This window comes from Sporosarcina sp. P20a, assembly GCF_002743175.1.
GTDB lineage: Bacteria > Bacillota > Bacilli > Bacillales_A > Planococcaceae > Sporosarcina.
Map to the genome: position 1 here is coordinate 240,922 of NZ_PDYT01000001.1, position 18,626 is coordinate 259,547.

At 42.1% G+C, this 18,626-nt stretch carries 18 protein-coding genes; 15 read left to right on the forward strand and 3 right to left on the reverse strand.

All coding sequences use genetic code 11. The annotated features are described in order from the left end of the window. Positions 1-32: 32 nt before the first annotated feature. Entirely contained in the window at positions 33-701 is a 669-nt protein-coding gene (locus CSV72_RS01220) for a zinc metallopeptidase (RefSeq protein WP_029053027.1), read from the forward strand. A 38-nt stretch (positions 702-739) separates the two neighbouring features. Here the strand turns inward: CSV72_RS01220 and CSV72_RS01225 are convergent, their stop codons facing one another. After that, positions 740-1,612 carry a YitT family protein gene (locus CSV72_RS01225; protein ID WP_099676762.1) on the reverse strand — a complete coding sequence of 291 codons (873 nt, stop codon included), beginning with the start codon at positions 1,610-1,612 and terminating at the stop codon, positions 740-742. A gap of 181 nt (positions 1,613-1,793) precedes the next feature. On the opposite strand from CSV72_RS01225, the gene CSV72_RS01230 reads away from it, so the two are divergent. From CSV72_RS01230 to CSV72_RS01295, 14 genes are all read left to right on the forward strand, one after another. After that, entirely contained in the window at positions 1,794-2,126 is a 333-nt protein-coding gene (locus CSV72_RS01230) for a nucleotide pyrophosphohydrolase (protein ID WP_099676763.1), read from the forward strand. Next, positions 2,123-2,923, forward strand: coding sequence for a 4-hydroxy-tetrahydrodipicolinate reductase (dapB, locus tag CSV72_RS01235; protein WP_099676764.1), 801 nt, complete (start codon positions 2,123-2,125; stop codon positions 2,921-2,923). Before CSV72_RS01230 ends, dapB begins: the two co-directional genes overlap by 4 nt. Positions 2,924-2,948: 25 nt before the next feature. Then, complete coding sequence (bshA, locus tag CSV72_RS01240) at positions 2,949-4,088, forward strand: N-acetyl-alpha-D-glucosaminyl L-malate synthase BshA (RefSeq protein WP_099676765.1); 1,140 nt, start codon at positions 2,949-2,951, stop codon at positions 4,086-4,088. After that, positions 4,085-5,263, forward strand: a complete 1,179-nt coding sequence (locus CSV72_RS01245) for a CCA tRNA nucleotidyltransferase (protein WP_099676766.1) — start codon at positions 4,085-4,087, stop codon at positions 5,261-5,263. Before bshA ends, CSV72_RS01245 begins: the two co-directional genes overlap by 4 nt. Then, positions 5,241-6,224, forward strand: a complete 984-nt coding sequence (locus tag CSV72_RS01250) for a biotin--[acetyl-CoA-carboxylase] ligase (protein WP_099676767.1) — start codon at positions 5,241-5,243, stop codon at positions 6,222-6,224. Before CSV72_RS01245 ends, CSV72_RS01250 begins: the two co-directional genes overlap by 23 nt. A 246-nt stretch (positions 6,225-6,470) precedes the next feature. Further along, positions 6,471-7,310: a 3-methyl-2-oxobutanoate hydroxymethyltransferase gene (panB, locus tag CSV72_RS01255; RefSeq protein WP_099676768.1), complete on the forward strand. Its 840-nt coding sequence runs from the start codon at positions 6,471-6,473 to the stop codon at positions 7,308-7,310. Continuing rightward, positions 7,307-8,188: a pantoate--beta-alanine ligase gene (gene panC / locus CSV72_RS01260; RefSeq protein WP_369802862.1), complete on the forward strand. Its 882-nt coding sequence runs from the start codon at positions 7,307-7,309 to the stop codon at positions 8,186-8,188. The genes panB and panC overlap by 4 nt, the downstream gene beginning before the upstream one ends. Continuing rightward, positions 8,181-8,564 carry an aspartate 1-decarboxylase gene (gene panD / locus CSV72_RS01265; RefSeq protein WP_099676769.1) on the forward strand — a complete coding sequence of 128 codons (384 nt, stop codon included), beginning with the start codon at positions 8,181-8,183 and terminating at the stop codon, positions 8,562-8,564. Before panC ends, panD begins: the two co-directional genes overlap by 8 nt. A 334-nt stretch (positions 8,565-8,898) precedes the next feature. Beyond that, on the forward strand, positions 8,899-11,670 hold the full coding sequence (gene dinG / locus CSV72_RS01270) for an ATP-dependent DNA helicase DinG (RefSeq protein ID WP_099676770.1): 2,772 nt from the start codon (positions 8,899-8,901) through the stop codon (positions 11,668-11,670). A 72-nt stretch (positions 11,671-11,742) separates the two neighbouring features. Continuing rightward, positions 11,743-12,222: a cell wall elongation regulator TseB-like domain-containing protein gene (locus CSV72_RS01275; RefSeq protein WP_099676771.1), complete on the forward strand. Its 480-nt coding sequence runs from the start codon at positions 11,743-11,745 to the stop codon at positions 12,220-12,222. Positions 12,223-12,260: 38 nt separating this feature from the next. Then, entirely contained in the window at positions 12,261-13,454 is a 1,194-nt protein-coding gene (locus CSV72_RS01280; RefSeq protein WP_233191041.1) for a pyridoxal phosphate-dependent aminotransferase, read from the forward strand. 44 nt (positions 13,455-13,498) lie between these two features. Further along, the gene (locus CSV72_RS01285; protein WP_099676773.1) at positions 13,499-14,206 is read left to right on the forward strand and encodes a DnaD domain-containing protein; all 708 of its coding nucleotides are present in this window, start codon (positions 13,499-13,501) and stop codon (positions 14,204-14,206) included. A gap of 8 nt (positions 14,207-14,214) precedes the next feature. After that, positions 14,215-14,862 carry an endonuclease III gene (nth, locus tag CSV72_RS01290; protein WP_099634701.1) on the forward strand — a complete coding sequence of 216 codons (648 nt, stop codon included), beginning with the start codon at positions 14,215-14,217 and terminating at the stop codon, positions 14,860-14,862. After that, on the forward strand, positions 14,859-15,194 hold the full coding sequence (locus CSV72_RS01295) for a YpoC family protein (RefSeq protein ID WP_099676774.1): 336 nt from the start codon (positions 14,859-14,861) through the stop codon (positions 15,192-15,194). The genes nth and CSV72_RS01295 overlap by 4 nt, the downstream gene beginning before the upstream one ends. 51 nt (positions 15,195-15,245) lie before the next feature. Here CSV72_RS01295 and CSV72_RS01300 read toward each other — a convergent pair whose 3' ends face one another. Further along, positions 15,246-17,942 (reverse strand): transglycosylase domain-containing protein, encoded by a 2,697-nt coding sequence (locus CSV72_RS01300; RefSeq protein WP_099676775.1) that lies wholly within the window; start codon positions 17,940-17,942, stop codon positions 15,246-15,248. A gap of 24 nt (positions 17,943-17,966) precedes the next feature. Then, positions 17,967-18,578 carry a Holliday junction resolvase RecU gene (recU, locus tag CSV72_RS01305; RefSeq protein WP_099676776.1) on the reverse strand — a complete coding sequence of 204 codons (612 nt, stop codon included), beginning with the start codon at positions 18,576-18,578 and terminating at the stop codon, positions 17,967-17,969. Positions 18,579-18,626 lie beyond the last annotated feature (48 nt).

Sequence of the window (18,626 nt, forward strand, 5' to 3'; positions counted from 1 at the left end):
ATTAAGGGTAGAGAGAAAGGGGAGAGATAGACGTGTTCTGGATTTACTTTGGTATCATTTTATTGCTTCCTATTTATGCGCAATTTAAAGTGAAAAGCACATATAAAAAGTATTCAAAGATTCGTTCTACTTCTGGGATGACCGGTGCTCAAGTGGCGAGACTCATTCTGGATCAAAATGGTTTACATGATGTAAAAGTTGTGGAAAGCCAAGGATTCTTAACGGATCACTATAATCCAATGACAAAAATCGTGGCATTGTCCACAAGCAACTATCACGAATCTTCTGTAGCGGGTACAGCAGTAGCGGCGCACGAAGTTGGCCATGCTATTCAAGACAAAGAGGCTTATTCATTCTTGCGTTTCCGCCACAGATTGGCGCCAGTCGCAAGTATAACTTCTAACGCATCATGGGTATTCATCATGATCGGGATCATCTTCTCTAGCATGAACTCTTTGCTAGGTATCGGGATTCTGTTGATGGCGGTTGGAGTACTATTCCAAATTGTCACATTGCCAGTAGAGTTTAACGCATCATCACGTGCGATGGATCAAATCGTTCAACTAGGTATCATCCGTAACGATGAAGAACCACAAGCGAAAAAAGTATTGAGTGCAGCCGCGATGACATATGTTGCCGCTACTGCAGTAGCAGTACTTGAACTAGTTCGTTTGATTTTAATCTTTACAAACCGCGACTAATAAAGAGAAAATCCTTCTGCTCATGCAGAAGGATTTTTTTAATCACCTATAGGTCGTTTCTGTTCATCCAATGTAAATCCTTCTCCCATCACATCATGCACTTCCATCATGGAGACGAATGCTTCGGGATCTACTGAAGTGATGAGATTTTTCAATCGAATCATTTCATTTTTTCCGACTACGCAATAAAGTATTTCACGATTTTCTTTTGAAAAATGACCGTAACCTTTGAATACTGTCACGCCTCTTTCCATTGAATCTGAGATTTTACTAGCAATTTCATCCGGGAAGCTTGTGACGATGAATGCACCCCTGGCGGAGTATGCTCCTTCTTGCACGAAATCAATGACACGTGCGCCGACGAATAACGCAACTAATGTATACATCATGGAGCGATAATCTAAATAGACAGCCCACGATAACAAAATAATAGCTGCATCAAACACAAACATCGTTTTGCCCATTGTAATTCCATATTTTTTATGCACGAGTCTCGCAATGATATCTGAGCCACCTGTCGTCCCGCCGCTTCTAAATATAATACCTAGTCCTACACCGATGAAAACGCCGGCAAATAACGCGACCAGAAACAGATCACCTTCCATATGAATGTTCACTTGATACTTCATGAAGATTTTAATGAAAAGCGACACTGCTATCGTACCAATGACAGTATAAATAAAGGAGCGTCTACCGAGCATTTTCCAGCCTATTATGAACATCGGAATATTCAGCACTAGGTTCATTAAAGCGGGATCCCAATTGAAAGCAAACAGCAAAATCAAGGTAATCCCGGTAAATCCACCTTCTGCCAGTTCATGTTGAATCGTAAAGTTCACAAGTCCGAAACTAAATAGTGCTGCACCTAACATAATCAATAAGATATTTCGTATACGAATTCCAGTGAACAAACACAACACTCCTCCCGTTAATTGACTCTAGATGTAATTGAGCTTCTTGTTCTATGTAGCTTGTCCCATATACGCGCGTATTATCATTCGACCATTCGTGCAATATACATAGTATGTGCTAAATATTATATTTTGACAATAGCTAGAAGAATGCATACGATAGGAAGGGGAGTGGATTACGATGACTAAAACAATGGAACAATTGCAACAAGATGTGGATACATACATAACCCGCTTTAAAGAAGGATACTTTCCTCCAATGGAACTCATCGCTCGGCTAACAGAAGAGTTAGGGGAATTATCCCGTGAAGTGCAGGATCGCTACGGTATGAAGAAGAAAAAATCTACAGAGGCCGTACGAACGTTGGAGGAAGAAACGGGCGATCTATTATTCGTCCTCATTTGTTTTGCCAACTCACAACAAATTGATTTATCCGAAGCGCTTGATTCTGTAATGACAAAATTCAACACAAGAGATAAAGACCGTTGGACGAAAAAGGAGGAAGAAGAATGACGATTAAATTAGCGATAGCAGGTGCACGTGGAAGAATGGGTGGGACTGCTATAATAGCAGGCACGGAAGCAGCAGACATTGAGATTGTGGCAGTACTTGATTATAAACATGACGGGGAATATTTACATAATGGAACAGTTACAGATGCCAAAGACGGGATACCGATTTATACATCGCTCGAAGCGTTGCATGCTGCACACCATCCCGATGTATTACTCGATGTCACAGATCCAGATGCTGTATTCGCTAACGCAAGTCAAGCGTTGTCACTCGGCATGGACGTGGTAATTGGAACATCCGGCTTGACTGCTGAAATGCTTACAGATTTAGAGAACTTGTCTAATGAACAGCAAAAAAGCTGTATTATTGCACCGAACTTCTCTATTGGCGCGGTTCTCATGATGAAATTTGCTCAACAAGCTGCTCGTTATTTGGGCGACGTTGAAATACTCGAAATGCATCATGATCGCAAATTGGATGCACCGTCCGGAACAGCTGTCAAGACAGCTGAGATGATCCGTGAAGTACGTGCAGCTCACATTCAAGGGCACCCAGAAGAACAAGAGACACTTAAAGGTGCACGTGGTGCAGATATTGAAGGAATGAAAATCCACAGTATTCGTTTACCGGGATTACTAGCACATCAAGAAGTGCTACTTGGCGGTGAAGGAGAATTGCTCAAAATCCGACATGATTCATTCGACCGAAAATCCTTTATGCCAGGAATCCTATTGGCGATCCGTGAATCTGTTTCTTCTACACGATTCGTTTACGGGCTTGAAAAAATTATAGATTAAACTTTTGCAGTGAGGCGGTTAACGTATGCAACAAAGAAAATTAAAAGTAGGCGTCATTTGTTATCCTTCACTCGGAGGGTCGGGTGTAGTGGCAACGGAGTTAGGACTAAAAATGGCGGCTAAAGGTCATGAGATGCATTATATTACATCTAGTAAACCGTTTCGATTTTTAGATATCCATCCGAATATCCATTTTCATGAAGTGACGATAGAAGGGTATGCAGTATTCAAGTATCCTCCGTATGACATCGCCCTTGCCAACCGCATCGCGCAAGTCATTGAATCAGAACAGCTGGATTTACTGCATGTCCATTACGCAGTCCCACACGCGATCTCCGCTGTTCTGGCGAAAGATATGGCACAATCATCTATTGGCATCATTACAACCCTACATGGCACCGATGTAACGATTCTCGGTCACGACCCTGCATTAAAAAATACATTGTCTTATGGTATTAATAAATCTGATCGTGTCACGGCTGTATCACGATCGTTACGTAATGAAACGATCGAGTTGCTACAACCGACGACAGAAATACGAACGATTTATAACTTCATCGATGAGGAAAAGTATTATCCACGTGAAGTGGGACATCTTCGGGAAGAACTCGGCATTGCAGCGGATGAAAAAGTCCTAATTCATATATCTAACTTCCGTAAAGTGAAGCGTATTCCCGATATTATCGAAAGTTTCCGTTTGTTGGATCCGCAGCATAAAGCAAAATTGTTATTAGTGGGTGAAGGCCCGGAGAAATTTGATTTGGAGAAATATGTTGAGGATAATGGGTTGCAAGATGACATTTTATTCCTAGGGAAGCGTGATGATCTGCCTGAATTATTATCAATCAGTGATGTGATGCTGTTGCTTTCCGAGAAAGAAGCGTTTGGTCTCGTGCTACTTGAAGCGTTCGCTTGTGGTGTGCCAGCTGTAGCAAATGCGATAGGTGGTATTCCAGAAGTTGTGGAAGATGGGGTCAACGGATTTTTGGTGGAATTAGGTGATGTACAAGCCGTCGCAAATCGTGTGACACAGTTGCTGAGTGATTCCACATTACATCAACAAATGAAGAGGAATGCTATGCGAACTGTAGTGGAAGAATTCAGTTCCGAATCGATAGTAGAACAATATGAAGAGTTATATTATGAAGTGGCGGCGATGAAATGACAGCTTCATTCGGTTCAGCAGCGAGCCGGAAAATACTTAGAGAATTGCACGCAGCGGGCTATGAGGCCGTATTTGTTGGGGGTGCAGTACGTGATGCCGAGCTTGGTAAAAAACCATTGGATATTGACATTACGACTTCCGCCACACCGCATCAAGTGAAAGAGGTGTTTCGCCACACGATTGATATAGGCATTGAACATGGTACGATCCTTGTGCTTATGCATGGCGAGCCGATTGAAGTGACGACGTACCGGACAGACAGTACATACAACGAACTGAGTAATACCGTCTATGTAACATCATTGCAAGAGGACTTGCAACACCGTGACTTTACTGTCAATGCGCTCGCAATGACAGTAGACGGAGAACTTATTGATTTATTTGATGGACTCAAAGATTTGAGACATAAGATAATTCGTTCTGTTGGAAAACCGGAAGAACGTTTTCAAGAAGATCCGCTGCGAATTTTCCGTGCTTTACGTTTTTCATCAGTCTTGGATTTTGAAATAGAATGGCAAACTTTGCATTCGATGGGACAACTGGCCCCTTCATTGCGTCATGTGGCAATTGAACGGATCAAATCAGAAATGGATAAACTGTTTCAAGGGCTGAACCCATCACGGGCTTTTCATTACGGACGTGAAATTGGATTACCCAAACTATTTCCCGAGTTATTTATAGCGTTTGAATCACTGGATCGCTATACACCTTTTCTTCACGCACGTCATGGATTCGGAGCGATGCTGAATGTAACGGACACATCGGCAACAGACCTAGCTAGGCTCTACAAATTATCCAATGAAGAAAAACGCTTCTTGAAACTATATGAAGAAGCATATTCTGTACGTACACAACGACCATTTGACCCTTGGGATTTCTATAGTTATCCAACCGACGTACTGGAAGTAGTGGGGAGAATCTATTACACCAATCATGAAGGTCATGATCTCAGCAGTCAGCAAATTGAACAACATAAAAAGCAATTGCCGATTCTGCAACGTGCAGACCTGGCTTTCACAGGAAAAGATTTATTAATATGGTCAGGAAAAAGTGGTGGCAGATGGACAAGTGATTGGATTATGAAAATTGAACGAGCGGTTGTCTACGGACAAATCGAAAATGACGCACTGGCGATAAAGGAATGGTTTATAAATGAAACTTCCCGTGAAAAATGAATTATTAAAACGATTATTTGCCGCACAAGGTGAGCCCATATCGGGTCAAGATATTGCCGATGAATTCGGTCTTTCGCGCACAGCAATCTGGAAATATATAAAAGAACTTGAAGAAGAGGGCTATGAAATTGGGTCACAACGTAAAAAAGGTTATTACTTAATAGAAGCACCGGATTTAGTCAATCAAGGAAATATCACCGAATATTTAACGACACACCGCTACGGTCATACTATTAATTACTTTACAACCGTGCCTACTACGCAGACCATTGCACATGAAGATGCGCAAAATGGTGCGGAAGATGGTACGTTGATTATTTCGGAAGAGCAGACAGCGGGCAAAGGACGTTTGGCGAGACCTTGGAAGTCAAAAGCAAATCGTGGTATTTGGATGAGTTTGATTATTCGTCCTGATTTGGCACCTCAATATGCGCCACAACTGACATTGGTTGCAGCGGTCGCAATTGTTCGCGCGATTGAAGAAGTGGCGGATATTCAACCAGTTATCAAGTGGCCGAACGATATATTAATAAATGGCAAAAAAGTTACAGGTATCCTGACAGAGCTTCAGTCCGATCCAGATCGTGTCAAAGCGATTATTTTAGGGATGGGAATCAATGCCAATCAGCAGCAGTCTGATTTCCCTGAAGAACTTCAAACAATAGCGACTTCATTACGTATTGAAAAAGGAGAAATGATTAACCGTGCGCAATTAGTGGCGGCTATTCTTAAGTACCTTGAGCAATATACAGATTTATATGTCGAAAAAGGATTTGCGCCAATTAAAATTTTATGGGAGAGCTATGCTGCGATTACGGGTAAGAAAATCAAAGCGAGTATGGTCCATGAAACAGTTGAAGGTATTGCACTTGGTATTTCTCATGATGGCATGCTAGAACTTCGATTGGCAGACGGCACTGTACGTGGAATTTATTCAGCAGACATTGAAGTTAAGAATTAAAACTATACAGATTCTTACTGTTTTGATATAGTGTACGCATAGGGCGGTATCGATTTTGGAGCTGCACCTGTTTGGCAAATGAATTATATACGAGATCTGCCTTGATCTATTTAGACAGGGACGGAGGAAGCATGATGAAACGCTTACGCAACCCTTCTGTCCAAATTTGGATCAGTAGGGTTTTATTTTTGGTTTTTTTGCCTACCAAACGCCTGCTGAAATCAGACGTAAAGGAGAAGATGAACAGTGAAATCTACAACAGATTTTTCGAAAATGAAAGCGAACGGTGAAAAGATTAGTATGCTAACTGCATATGATTATCCGACAGCGCAAATTGCAGAACAAGCGGAGATTGATGTACTTCTTGTTGGAGATTCCTTAGGGATGGTCGTGCTTGGCTATGATTCGACAGCACATGTAACACTTGATGAAATGATTCACCACGGTAAAGCGGTTCGACGAGGTGCAAAAGATACATTCGTAATCGTAGACATGCCGTTTGGTACGTATCACGGATCTGCTGATACCACATTACAGAATGCTTTACGTTTATTCCAGGAAACTTCAGCGAATGCATTGAAAGTTGAAGGAAGTGGTGCGGTCATCGATAAAATCAACTTGATGACGACCGCAGGCATGCCGGTATGCGCACACTTAGGATTGCTTCCGCAGTCTGCTGGGGTTAGTGGCGGATACAAGGTACAAGGGAAAACGGCAGCTGCAGCTAAACAACTGATTGAAGATGCTAAAGCTTGTGAAGCAGCGGGTGCGTTTATGATTGTACTGGAATGCATTCCTTTCCAATTGGCGAGAGAAGTCGCGCAGGCAGTATCTATTCCTATCATTGGCATCGGTGCGGGCGCTGAAGCAGATGGCCAAGTACTCGTATTCCATGATATGGTGCGCTACGGTAATCATAAACTACCGAAATTCGTCGAAAGCTACGCGGAAGTAGGTAAAGATATTGAAGGTGCGATGAGACTTTATAATTTGGCCGTTAAGGACGGATCGTTCCCTTCTGAAAGCCATCGCTTTACGATGAAGGAAGAAGAACTCGAAGCATTGTACGGAGGCAAGACGCTATGAATGCTAGTGCCACCATGCAAATTGTCCGGTCGATCGCAGAATTGCAAAATATCTTAAATCCAAGAAAGCGTGTAGGACGCACGGTAGGTTTCGTACCGACAATGGGCTTCCTTCACGAAGGCCATATGGAATTAGTAGAAGAAGCTAGAAGAGACCATGATATTGTCGTAATGAGTATTTTCGTTAACCCTGCGCAGTTTGGACCAGGAGAAGATTACGAAGCATACCCACGCGATGAACAACATGATGCAGAACTGGCTTCCACAGCAGGTGTCGACTATTTATTTATTCCGTCTGTTGATGAAATGTATCCTCGTAAGAGCGGCATTAGTATTTTACCTGGAGAACAAGCATCGCGACTATGTGGAGCTTCGAGACCAGGACATTTCGACGGAGTATTGAAAGTTCTGTTGAAATTATTCAGCATCGTCGATCCAGATGAATCGTATTTTGGCATGAAAGATGCGCAACAACTAGCGATTATCGAAACGTTTGTCCGTGATTTTAATCTTCGCACGTCGATTGCACGTGTACCTACTGTTCGAGAAGAAGACGGACTTGCAAAAAGTTCTCGTAATGTTCGTTTGCTTGAACATGAACGGAATGAAGCGAGTGCAATCTACCGTGCACTATCTCAGGGGAAACGCAGTTATTATGAAGGCGTTCCACTGCAAGAAGTCGCGAAGATTGTGCGCAAAGCGATTGAAGAAGAAACATCCGGTACAATTGATTATGTCGAAGTACTTGCGTATCCGTCACTGGAAGAAAAAATCGATGATACTCAAGAAGTAATCTTGGCCGTTGCGGTACAATTTACTCACGCAAGATTGATAGATAATATTATTATGTCAACTATAAAGGATGAGAAAAATGTTTAGAATGATGATGAATGGAAAATTACACCGCGCTACTGTTACGGAAGCCGATTTGAATTACGTAGGGAGCATTACAATCGACGGAGCGCTATTAGAGGCTGCAGGTATGTTACCGAATGAGAAGGTGCAAATCGTCAATAATAATAACGGTGCGCGCTTCGAGACGTATATTATCGAAGGAGAGCCGGGCAGTGGAGTAATTTGTGTCAATGGAGCTGCAGCGCGTCTTGTGCAGCCAGGCGACATTGTTATCATTCTTTCCTATGCTTATGTGTCGGACGAAGAGGCTCGTACTCATCAGCCGACTGTGTTGATTATGGATGAGCAGAATCGTGTGAAGGAAGTTATCACGGAAAAGCCAGGCGTCGCTATATTCTAATGAGTACTGAACCCCCATTTGAGAGTTATTCGAATGGGGGTTTCATTTGTAGATTAAGTAAGTGGGAAAAGGTAGCAAAGTCGATCTGCGTTCCAGGCGGGCGCTTTCCGGGGGAGGGATCTTGGGCTAAGCAAACCCTTCGCTGTTCGTTTTGCTCAAGCGGCGCCCACAGGAAAGCGTCCTCAGACGGAACTTTAACCTCGAACTACGATCTAATTCACCTTTTTATTTTTTCGTTCAAATGGTTTTCTGTTGCCCTGAATGCAAGACGTGAGTCGTCGTGGTAAGTGTGATACAATTTGCTTTAGAAACCAAATAGGAAGTTGATGATGGTATGTCTACAAGCAAATATGCAGTTGTCGATTTGGAAACGACTGGTCATTCGCCTTCAAATGGAGATCGGATCATTCAAATTGCAATTGTTTTTATTGAGAACAATAAAATAATAGATACATATATGCGTTACGTGCATCCGCAGCGCTCGATTCCGCCTTTTATTCACCAACTCACATCCATCGGTGATGAAGACGTGAAGGATGCTGCCCCTTTTGAAAACATTGCTGAAGAAGTGGCGGATTTGCTTGCTGGATGTATTTTTGTCGCACATAATACAGATTTTGACGTATCGTTTCTACAAAAAGAATTGGTTCGTTGTGGTGTATCCAAATGGCATGGTAAGACAATTGATACCGTAGAACTGGCGAAGATTATGTATCCTACTTTATCTGGCTATCGTTTGCAGGATATTGCCGAATCATTAAATATTTCGTTAAAGCAGGCTCACCGGGCAGATGATGATGCGGAAGCGACGGCATTGTTTTTATTGCAGGCTATTAAGAAAATCAAAACGTTACCTAAAGAGACGTTGAATCGTATGCATGAGCGTTCATTCGCAATGAAATCTGACGTTTCAACATTATTTTATGAAGCACTTAAGCATGTACGTGGAAAGGAAACATCCACTGACTATGCGCTATTTCGTGGGATTCCGTATTTGAAATCAAAGCCACCTGCAACATCATGGTCACAGCCGATAGATTTTCCTGCAGATGTTCCGGCGAAAGATCGAGTCATGCAGAAAATTGATCCGTCTTACCATGTGAGAGAAGGTCAGGCACAATTGATGGATTTGACATGGCAAGCTTTTGTTGAGAAGAAGCAAATCGCTGTAGAGATTCCAACCGGTGCTGGCAAGACGATCGGTTATTTAGTGCCTGCTTTAATCCGTGCATATGAAACAAAGCAGCCTGTTGTCATTAGTACGTATACGAATCACTTGGTCGATACACTTGCGGAAGAAGTCCAGAAGCTTGAAAAGGCTTTGCAGGTGACGATTCCAACGACCGTTGTTAAAGGCATGGCGAATTACATTTCATTTGGGAAATTTGAGGAGCTCTTGCATTTTAATGATGAGGTTTACGATGACTCCATCACCATCATGCAGTTATTGGTCTGGTTAACAGAAACGACTACTGGTGATTTGGATGAGGTCAATGTATCAGGTGGTGGTCAGTTATTTATCGACCGAATTCGTAAGCGTTCGATGCGAGTGAAGAAAGACGAACGAGTAGCAGATTTTTATACACATACAATAAAAAACTGTCAGCAGTCGATGGTGCTATTGACGAATCACTCGATGTTAGTAAATGATCAACAGCGTTACGATCCGCTGTTTCACTCCATCAGTGGGTTGGTGATTGATGAAGCCCATCAACTGAACCAAGCGGCAATACGGACTCACCAACAAGTGTTTTCCTATACGAAATGGAAATATGTAATGAGTCAATTGAACGGTTTAAGCAGCTGTCAATTACTGTTTGATATTCAGGATATCTTAAAGCGGTTTCATTTCAATCATAAAACTACTACTGAACGACTTCAACATTCATTCAATGAATTCATACTCGCATTCGATGAATCGATGCTCGTACTAGTGAACTCGAACTCAAATAGCGACAATAAGCAGACGACAAGAACAGTAAAGCCATTGTCCAAACGTCTGCGGTCGAATGAAATTTTCGACAAAGTGTTGCGTAAGATGAATGATTATATCGGTGTTACCGAGAACTATGCAATGCCAATCCAGAATTTGTCGAGTGAATTGACCTTGCATGAGCACGCAGCACTAAATGAATGGTTTTATTGGGTCAATGAAATGAAAATAAAAGCTGGCGAATGGATTGAATTATTTTTAGAACAGCCAAAATCAAGCACGACCATTTGGATGGAGAAAGATAGTCGAAGTTTGCCTGGCAGTTTACAGATCAAGAAAAGTCCGGTAAACGGTTCACAAGTAATCCGTGATTTTATAGATACGTTTGATGGGGAGGCAGGCATCGTTTGGACGTCCGGAACGTTAACCGCGGGGCAGCAGGACCGCTTCGTACTAGACCAGGCAGGATTGCCTTCTAGCGTGCCGCTGTACACATTTGATGCACCCGCGAACTTCTATGAAGGTGCTCATACGTTGATTGTGGAAGATATGCCGGATATTCAGCAAGTTTCAAATGAAGAGTACATCGAAGCGGTGGCAGATGCGTTAATCCAAACAGCGGTCGCGATTGAAGGACGCGTCTTTGCGTTGTTCTTGTCTCATGATATGTTGAAGAAGACGCATCAAGCGGTAATCGACAGTGAGTCATTACAAGAAGAATACATGCTGATCGCACAAGGTGTTAGCTCCGGAAGCCGACATAAGTTGCTGAAGACGTTTAAACAGCAAAAGAAAGCCGTATTATTCGGCACGACAAGCTTCTGGGAAGGTGTGGATGTTCCGAGTGAACAATTATCGGCAGTAGTGGTCGTTCGTTTACCGTTTACTTCACCCGAGGAACCTTTATTTAAAGCTCGTTCAGAGGCTTTAGTAGCGGAGCATAAAAATGCATTCACCCATTTAGGTTTACCGGAAGCGATACTGCGTTTCAGACAGGGATTTGGTAGATTAATCCGTTCATCAGATGAACAAGGATTCTTCATCATATTGGATCGTCGCATAGACACGAAATCCTACGGCACATCCTTTTTACAAGCATTGCCTACGTCATCTGTAAAAAAAGTATCTTTGGAAGGTCTAGTTAACGAGATCGAAAATTGTTATAATGAATGATGTACAAATAGAAAGCAGGTTAGAAAATGAATCGAAAAAAATCAGCGGTTCATTCGATAGGAAGTGGCACTTATGCTCAACTGGATTAAGTTTCTATTCCTATTTTTACTCGCGCTCGGGTTCACGATTACTCTTGTCGTTTTCTATCAAGCAGAGAAACCGTTTGCTGCATCTGAAAACATAGTGAAAGAAGCTGTATTGGCCAATAATGTTCTTGAAAAAGTAGATAGGATGGATCATTTTCATGGGAAGACGTCATGGATTACCGTCTATGGTACAGATAAAAATAACCATGAAAAAATCATCTTTGTGGAAGAAAAGACGACAAAAATTCTGAAAGCTGTATCAATTAAAGATGGTATTACTAAGCGAAAAGCCACGGACATCGTAAAAAAAGAGGAGAACGTTAAAAAAATCCTCAATGCCTCATTAAGTATGGAAAATGACACCCCGTTTTGGGAAGTCAGTTATCTGGACGACGAGGATTTCTTAAACTACGCGTATCTGAATTTTGCAGATGGAAAATGGTTAAAGCGAATTTCAAAACTATAGAGAAAAATGGAATTAGGACTAAAAGGAGAGCGGTCAATTTGAGAAAGCAATTAGCGTCCAGAGTAAATACTTTATCACCATCTACAACATTAGCGATTACAGCGAAGGCAAAAGAAATGAAGGCAGCGGGCATCGATGTGATCGGACTCGGAGCTGGCGAACCTGATTATAATACGCCTAAAAACATCTTAGAAGCAGCGTATCAATCAATGAAGGATGGCAAGACGAAATATACTCCGGCCGGTGGTCTTCCACAACTAAAGGATGCCATAATTGACAAATTGAAAAGAGACCAAGGATTGACGTATACACGCAAGGAAGTGTTAGTCGGTATTGGAGCAAAGCATGTGCTCTATACACTTTTCCAAGTACTTCTGAATAAAGGTGACGAAGTCATCATCCCTTCGCCATTTTGGGTGAGTTATCCTGAACAAGTGAAGCTCGCAGAAGGTACTCCTGTGTTCGTTGAAGGAACAGCTGCTGAACAGTTCAAAGTATCAGCCAAGCAAATTAGAGATGCCATCACGGATCAAACAAAAGCCATCATCATCAACTCACCGGGTAATCCAACAGGTATGATTTATTCGAAAGAAGAACTCACAGCCATTGCAGAGGTTTGCCGTGAAAAAGATGTATGGATCATTTCGGATGAAATTTATGAGAAGCTTGTTTATGATGGTAAAGAGCATGTATCGATTGCGCAGCTTTCAGACGATGCCAAAGATCGTACATTCATTATTAATGGTGTATCGAAGTCCCATTCAATGACAGGCTGGAGAATAGGATATATCGCGGGTAATGAAGAAGTAGTAAGCGCGATGACGAATCTCGCTAGCCATTCTACATCCAATCCGACGACGACTTCGCAGTATGCAGCAATTGAAGCATATAACGGACCTCAAGACACTGTAGAAGTCATGCGGAAAGATTTTGAATCCCGTTTAAATCAAGCGTACCCTAAACTTTCTGCTATCCCAGGTTTCGATGTATTGAAGCCACAAGGCGCATTTTATTTATTGCCAGACGTACAGGAAGCAGTAAAGAAAACTGGTTATGCAAATGTAGATGACTTTGCACAAGCATTATTGACAGAGGCTAAAGTTGCTGTCATTCCAGGCTCAGGATTCGGTTCAGATACTACGATCCGTCTTTCTTATGCCACATCGATTGATCAGCTGGAGGAAGGAATTTCTCGTATCGATCAGTTTGTAAGAGATCATTGGAAAGCGTAAAACAGAAGCAACCGATAAGGTGCTGATGAGAGGAAGTTTCAAATATGCAGCAAGATGAGCGGCTGAAAATTTGGATGGAGCAGGGAAATGTTTCTATTTCCCAGCTCTTTTTTCAACATTATAAACAACTGCTGATTTCAGATAGTGACGCCATGGTATTATTGCATTTGATTGCATTTCAAGGAGCGGGGAACTATTTTCCAACGCCTACTGATATCGCGAATCGTATGCAACTGCAAGAGAAAGATGTAACGAATTGTCTACAACGTATGATGCAAAAAGGATTGTTTTCCATTGAGCAAAGTACCGATGAAAATAAAGTTTTACATGAACAATTTTCATTTTATCCTTTGTGGAAACGATTGATAGATGAAGTCGAAAAACAATCGATGGAAATCGAAGAAGAAGTGGTCAAGCATGAAGAGGGGGAAATCTTCTCGTTGTTCGAACAGGAATTTGGCCGCTTCTTATCCCCTATGGAATTTGAAACAATCGGTATGTGGATTGATAAAGATGGTCATTCAACGGAAATCATTCGCGCGGCATTAAGAGAAGCCGTATTAGCACAAAAAATGAGTTTGCGCTATATCGACCGAATTTTATTTGAATGGAAAAAGAAAAATGTGAAAACGATGCGTGATGTAGAAAAGCAGACAAAAGCGTTTCGTCCCACATCGGTAGCGACAACGCCGCAAGTGAAAACAGCGATTAAAGATGTGCCTTTCTACAATTGGCTCGAAGAACGGGAGTAGGTGAAACAATGCTGACAAAAACACAGTGGCAAACATGCCTGCAAACGTTCGACGAGATGTTTCCTGAAGCGCATTGTGAACTCGTTCATAAAAATGCTTTTGAATTGCTGATCGCGACACTTTTATCTGCACAATGTACGGACGTGTTAGTCAACCGAGTGACTGCAGAGCTGTTTAAAAAATACAAGACACCGGAAGATTATCTGGCCGTACCCATTGAGGAATTACAGCAAGATATTCGTTCAATTGGTTTGTTCCGTAATAAATCAAAAAATATCCAAGCACTTAGCCTTCGGTTGATTGAAGAATTTGGGGGAGAAGTACCTCCTAATCGAGATATCATGATGACGTTGCCGGGTGTGGGCAGGAAAACAGCAAATGTCGTCGTGTCGAACGCGTTCGGTGTGCCAGCATTAGCTGTCGACACACATGTCGAACGTGTAGCGAAGAGATTAGGTATGAATCGCTGGAAAGATCGCCCGATTGATGTAGAGGAAAAAATCATGCGTTGGACGCCAATGGAACAGTGGACACAAACCCATCATCAAGTAATTTTCTTTGGTCGCTATCATTGCAAAGCGCAAAATCCCAATTGTCCAGAATGTCCGTTATTGGATTTATGCCGCGAAGGCCGGAAAAGGATGAAAGCGAAATGACACATGAACAATTAAAGAAAAACGTACAACAAGTACTCGATATATGGGGACAGCAAAAGCCTGAAGTAGAAAAGGCATATGCCGTAAATGATCCGCGTAAATTGGAATTAATACAACCAGCTATCGATCAACTCGAATGGGTAGTTGAGCAAAGCGAAGAGCTGGAGAATCCACACACAGGAAAAATGTATCACGCACTCGCACCAAATAATTATAGAGAACGAATCGAGTTTATCAAAGTTCAAAAAAATAGTCATTATGCAGTCATACAGCTGACTATGCTGTATGATGAGATGAAAAAGAAAGCAGCGCGGTTACGCGTTCAACAGTAAATAAAAAGAGCGACTCTACACGTTGTTTTGACGTGTGGAGTCGCTCTTTTTTTAATTGGAAGAGGAGTCAGATGAAGTATCCCCGGCATCGTTAGGATTTTGACCTTGTCCTTGATTGCCTTGGTTCCCTTGATTTCCTTGTCCTTGGTTAGACTGGCCCTGACCTTGGTTTTGGTCCTGATTCTGGCCTTGGTCGTTCTGGTCGTTAGTTGAGTTATTGCCATCTGGATTGTTCGAGCCGTCTGGTTCTGATTGATCGGGCTCTTCATTGTCTATATCATTATTGTCATCCGAATCATTTCCAGATTGATCATCATCGTTATTGTTTTGATCATCCTGGTTTTCATCGGGTTCAACGATAGGTTCATCTTCAATGACCGGTTCATCAGCACCTTTTATCGAAAGGGAAGCTGTAGCCGAGCCGCTTGTATACCCGCCCATGTTGGCACTGACATAGAATGTGTAGTTCTTCCCGTACTCCACACCAGAGTATGTGGTTTGTTTATCGGATGTCGTCGTAATACTTTGTGGTCCACCCCCATCAACAGAAACACTGACGTTGAATGTGGGACTTCCGAGACTGCTGTATTTATTTGGCACATCGTAATTCCATTGTAATTGAACTGTATTGGAATTCGCGTCGAATTGTGCAGTTAATCCATCCGGACTTGGAATTGAAACCTTTTTAGGAATTGATGCTTTTTTGGGTAATGTGCCCCTGACAAATAATTCATTACTGACGAGGTTACTATAAGTGAATGAACTAGCAAGCATAATAGGATCGCTGCCTTTGACAATTGCTGCTTCTTCAACGGAGTCTGGTTGAACGAACGTACCCGGATCTTTTGCAATACTGCTCATAACATCTCTGAATAAATTTTGCGGTACATAGCGTCCATTGTCATAGGTCTTAATCGGTGAGAAATCTCCATACCCGCCCCATGTTGAAATGGTGTACTCGGTTGTATAGCCTGTGAACCACGTATCAGGCACAAAATGACTTTCCATATTGTCTTTTTTCATTTTTTCAGCTGAATAATTTGTTGTACCTGTCTTTCCGGCAATGTCCATATTGCTAATATTTGCTCGAGTACCTGTTGCTTCATACTCGGTAAGGACATCACGCAATACATCTGTAAGCATGTACGCAGTAGAATCTTTCATTGCAGTGACAGGGTCCGGACGTAAATTCTTTTCCGTCTTGCCGTCACGCAAGATGAGCTTATTGACAGTATGAGGTTTTGTATAAATACCCCCATTACCAAAAGCAGCATAAGCGCCTGCCATTTGAACTGTGGAGAATTCATCCCCGCCACCAAGCGCGTTGGAAGAATCTATATTTTTATACGTAAACCCAAGTTTCTTAGCAAAAGCTTCGGCTTTCTTCGGTCCAACTTTTTCAAACGTTTTGACTGCGGGTATGTTTCTGGACCAATATAATGCCTGCCGCATAGTCAATGTACCAAGGAATTTACCATCTGCGTTACCGATCGCTGTACCTGAACCTTTATAGCTGTAAGGTTCGTCTACTACCTTTTGACCTGTGGACCAATCTAGTTCTTCAATTGCCGGGCCATACGATAAAATGGGCTTAATACTAGAACCCGGTGCACGTCTGACTTCAGCGAAATTCAAATCACGCCCTGAATAATTCCGTCCGCCGCCAATAGCGACGATTGCACTTGTTTTCGTATCCAACACTGTCATACCGGCTTGCATTTCATCCGATTCATAATAGCTTGGATCATTGATTTTGGCTTCTACAGTTTCTTGTACTTTTGGATCTAAAGCAGTTTGAACTGTAACACCTTCAGATAAAAGATCCGTAAAACCTGCTGCTTCAATTTCATCTAGCACCGCATCTACATAAGCTGGGTATTTACCATACACTTCACGATTTTCTTCTGCCAATAAAGTTGAAGTAACTGGAACTTTTTTCGCTTCATTCATTTCAGCAGTCGTGATTTTGCCGTGACGTTCCATAAGTGTTAGTACAATATTCCGTCGCTTTTCTGCACGCTCGGGATTCTTAAATGGATTATAGCCGTTCGGAGACTGTGGCATACCCGCTAGCATAGCCATTTCAGGTAATTCCAGTTCACCTACTTTTTTACCATAGAAGTAAGTTGCACCTGTCCCGATACCGTAGCGTGTACCTGACATGAGAACTTTATTGAAGTACATCTCAAAAATTTCTTCTTTTGTATATTCTTTTTCCAATTTGTGCGCAAGCCAAGCTTCCTGTGCTTTACGCTTTAATGTTTTTTCATTCTTCAAGAATGAGTTTTTGATTACTTGCTGTGTCAATGTCGAAGCACCTTGTGATCCAAATCCGCTCCGGAAGTTGGCAATGATGGCTCCTCCAAGACGATAAAAGTCAATTCCGCCATGCTTGAAGAAACGAATGTCTTCCGTAGCTAAAATAGCATCTTTCATTTGCTCGGGAATTTCATTATACGGTACGAATTCCCGTTTCTCTGCACCGAACTTCATGAATACATCGCCATCTTTTGTCACGAAGTTAGAAGTGAGTGGATCTTTCAACAGCTCTTCGTCCAAATCGGGTGCAGTACTTGCATAATAAGCGAATAATGAAGCCCCGCCAACTAGCACTAAAAGGAAAAGTGCCGCAATTCCTAAAAGGATTTTCTTCCATAATTCATTAGGAAGTTTTTTCTGTGGACGCTTCGGTTGCTCCTTCACTTGTTTCTTTCTTCTTGCCGTTCTCGAGTTTATGTTATCACTCATAATAGTTCCTGCCTTTCGCTTTCATTAATCTTTCTTGCGCTTCATCCAATCCGCCACGGCTTGTATATAATCTAGCCGAGGATGAAAACCGGTATTGATTTCGATAGATCGTTCTTCTATTTCAGATAACGTAATGGACTTTCTTCCGCCATCTTCCATACGTTGCCACAGAGGATAGAATTCCTCGAAGGGCAGTAAGAAATATCGATCCAACAATGTAAAATTGACAATAAAAAAAGCAAGTCCGGATTGGTCGATTACTTGCTTCATATGCTGCACTTGATGCAAATGAATATTTTGGAGGGGCAAGGAAGTTTTGTTTTTTGTTTCCTTAGCTTCAAAGTCCACATAATATCCATTCCACACACCATTATAGTCAGTTGTCGAAGGTGTACGGAAATACGCTTCTGTGATCACCGCAGCACTTCTTGCAGGGTAGCGGACATTGACGATTTGTATGGGAACCGGCTTTTTATGGATGACGGCAAGACCATGCGCCAAATAGTATTCATTTGTGTCGTTGAGTTCGTCTTCTAATGATTTACCCCGATTACTAAAGGAGTAGTCATAGGTTTTCTTTTTCGTAGAAGACACGGAAGGATTGAACTTTTTTCCGTTTGGATAACGTATCGCCAATGTGACCACCTCGTACTCTACATCATATCATACCGACTATTAGACGAG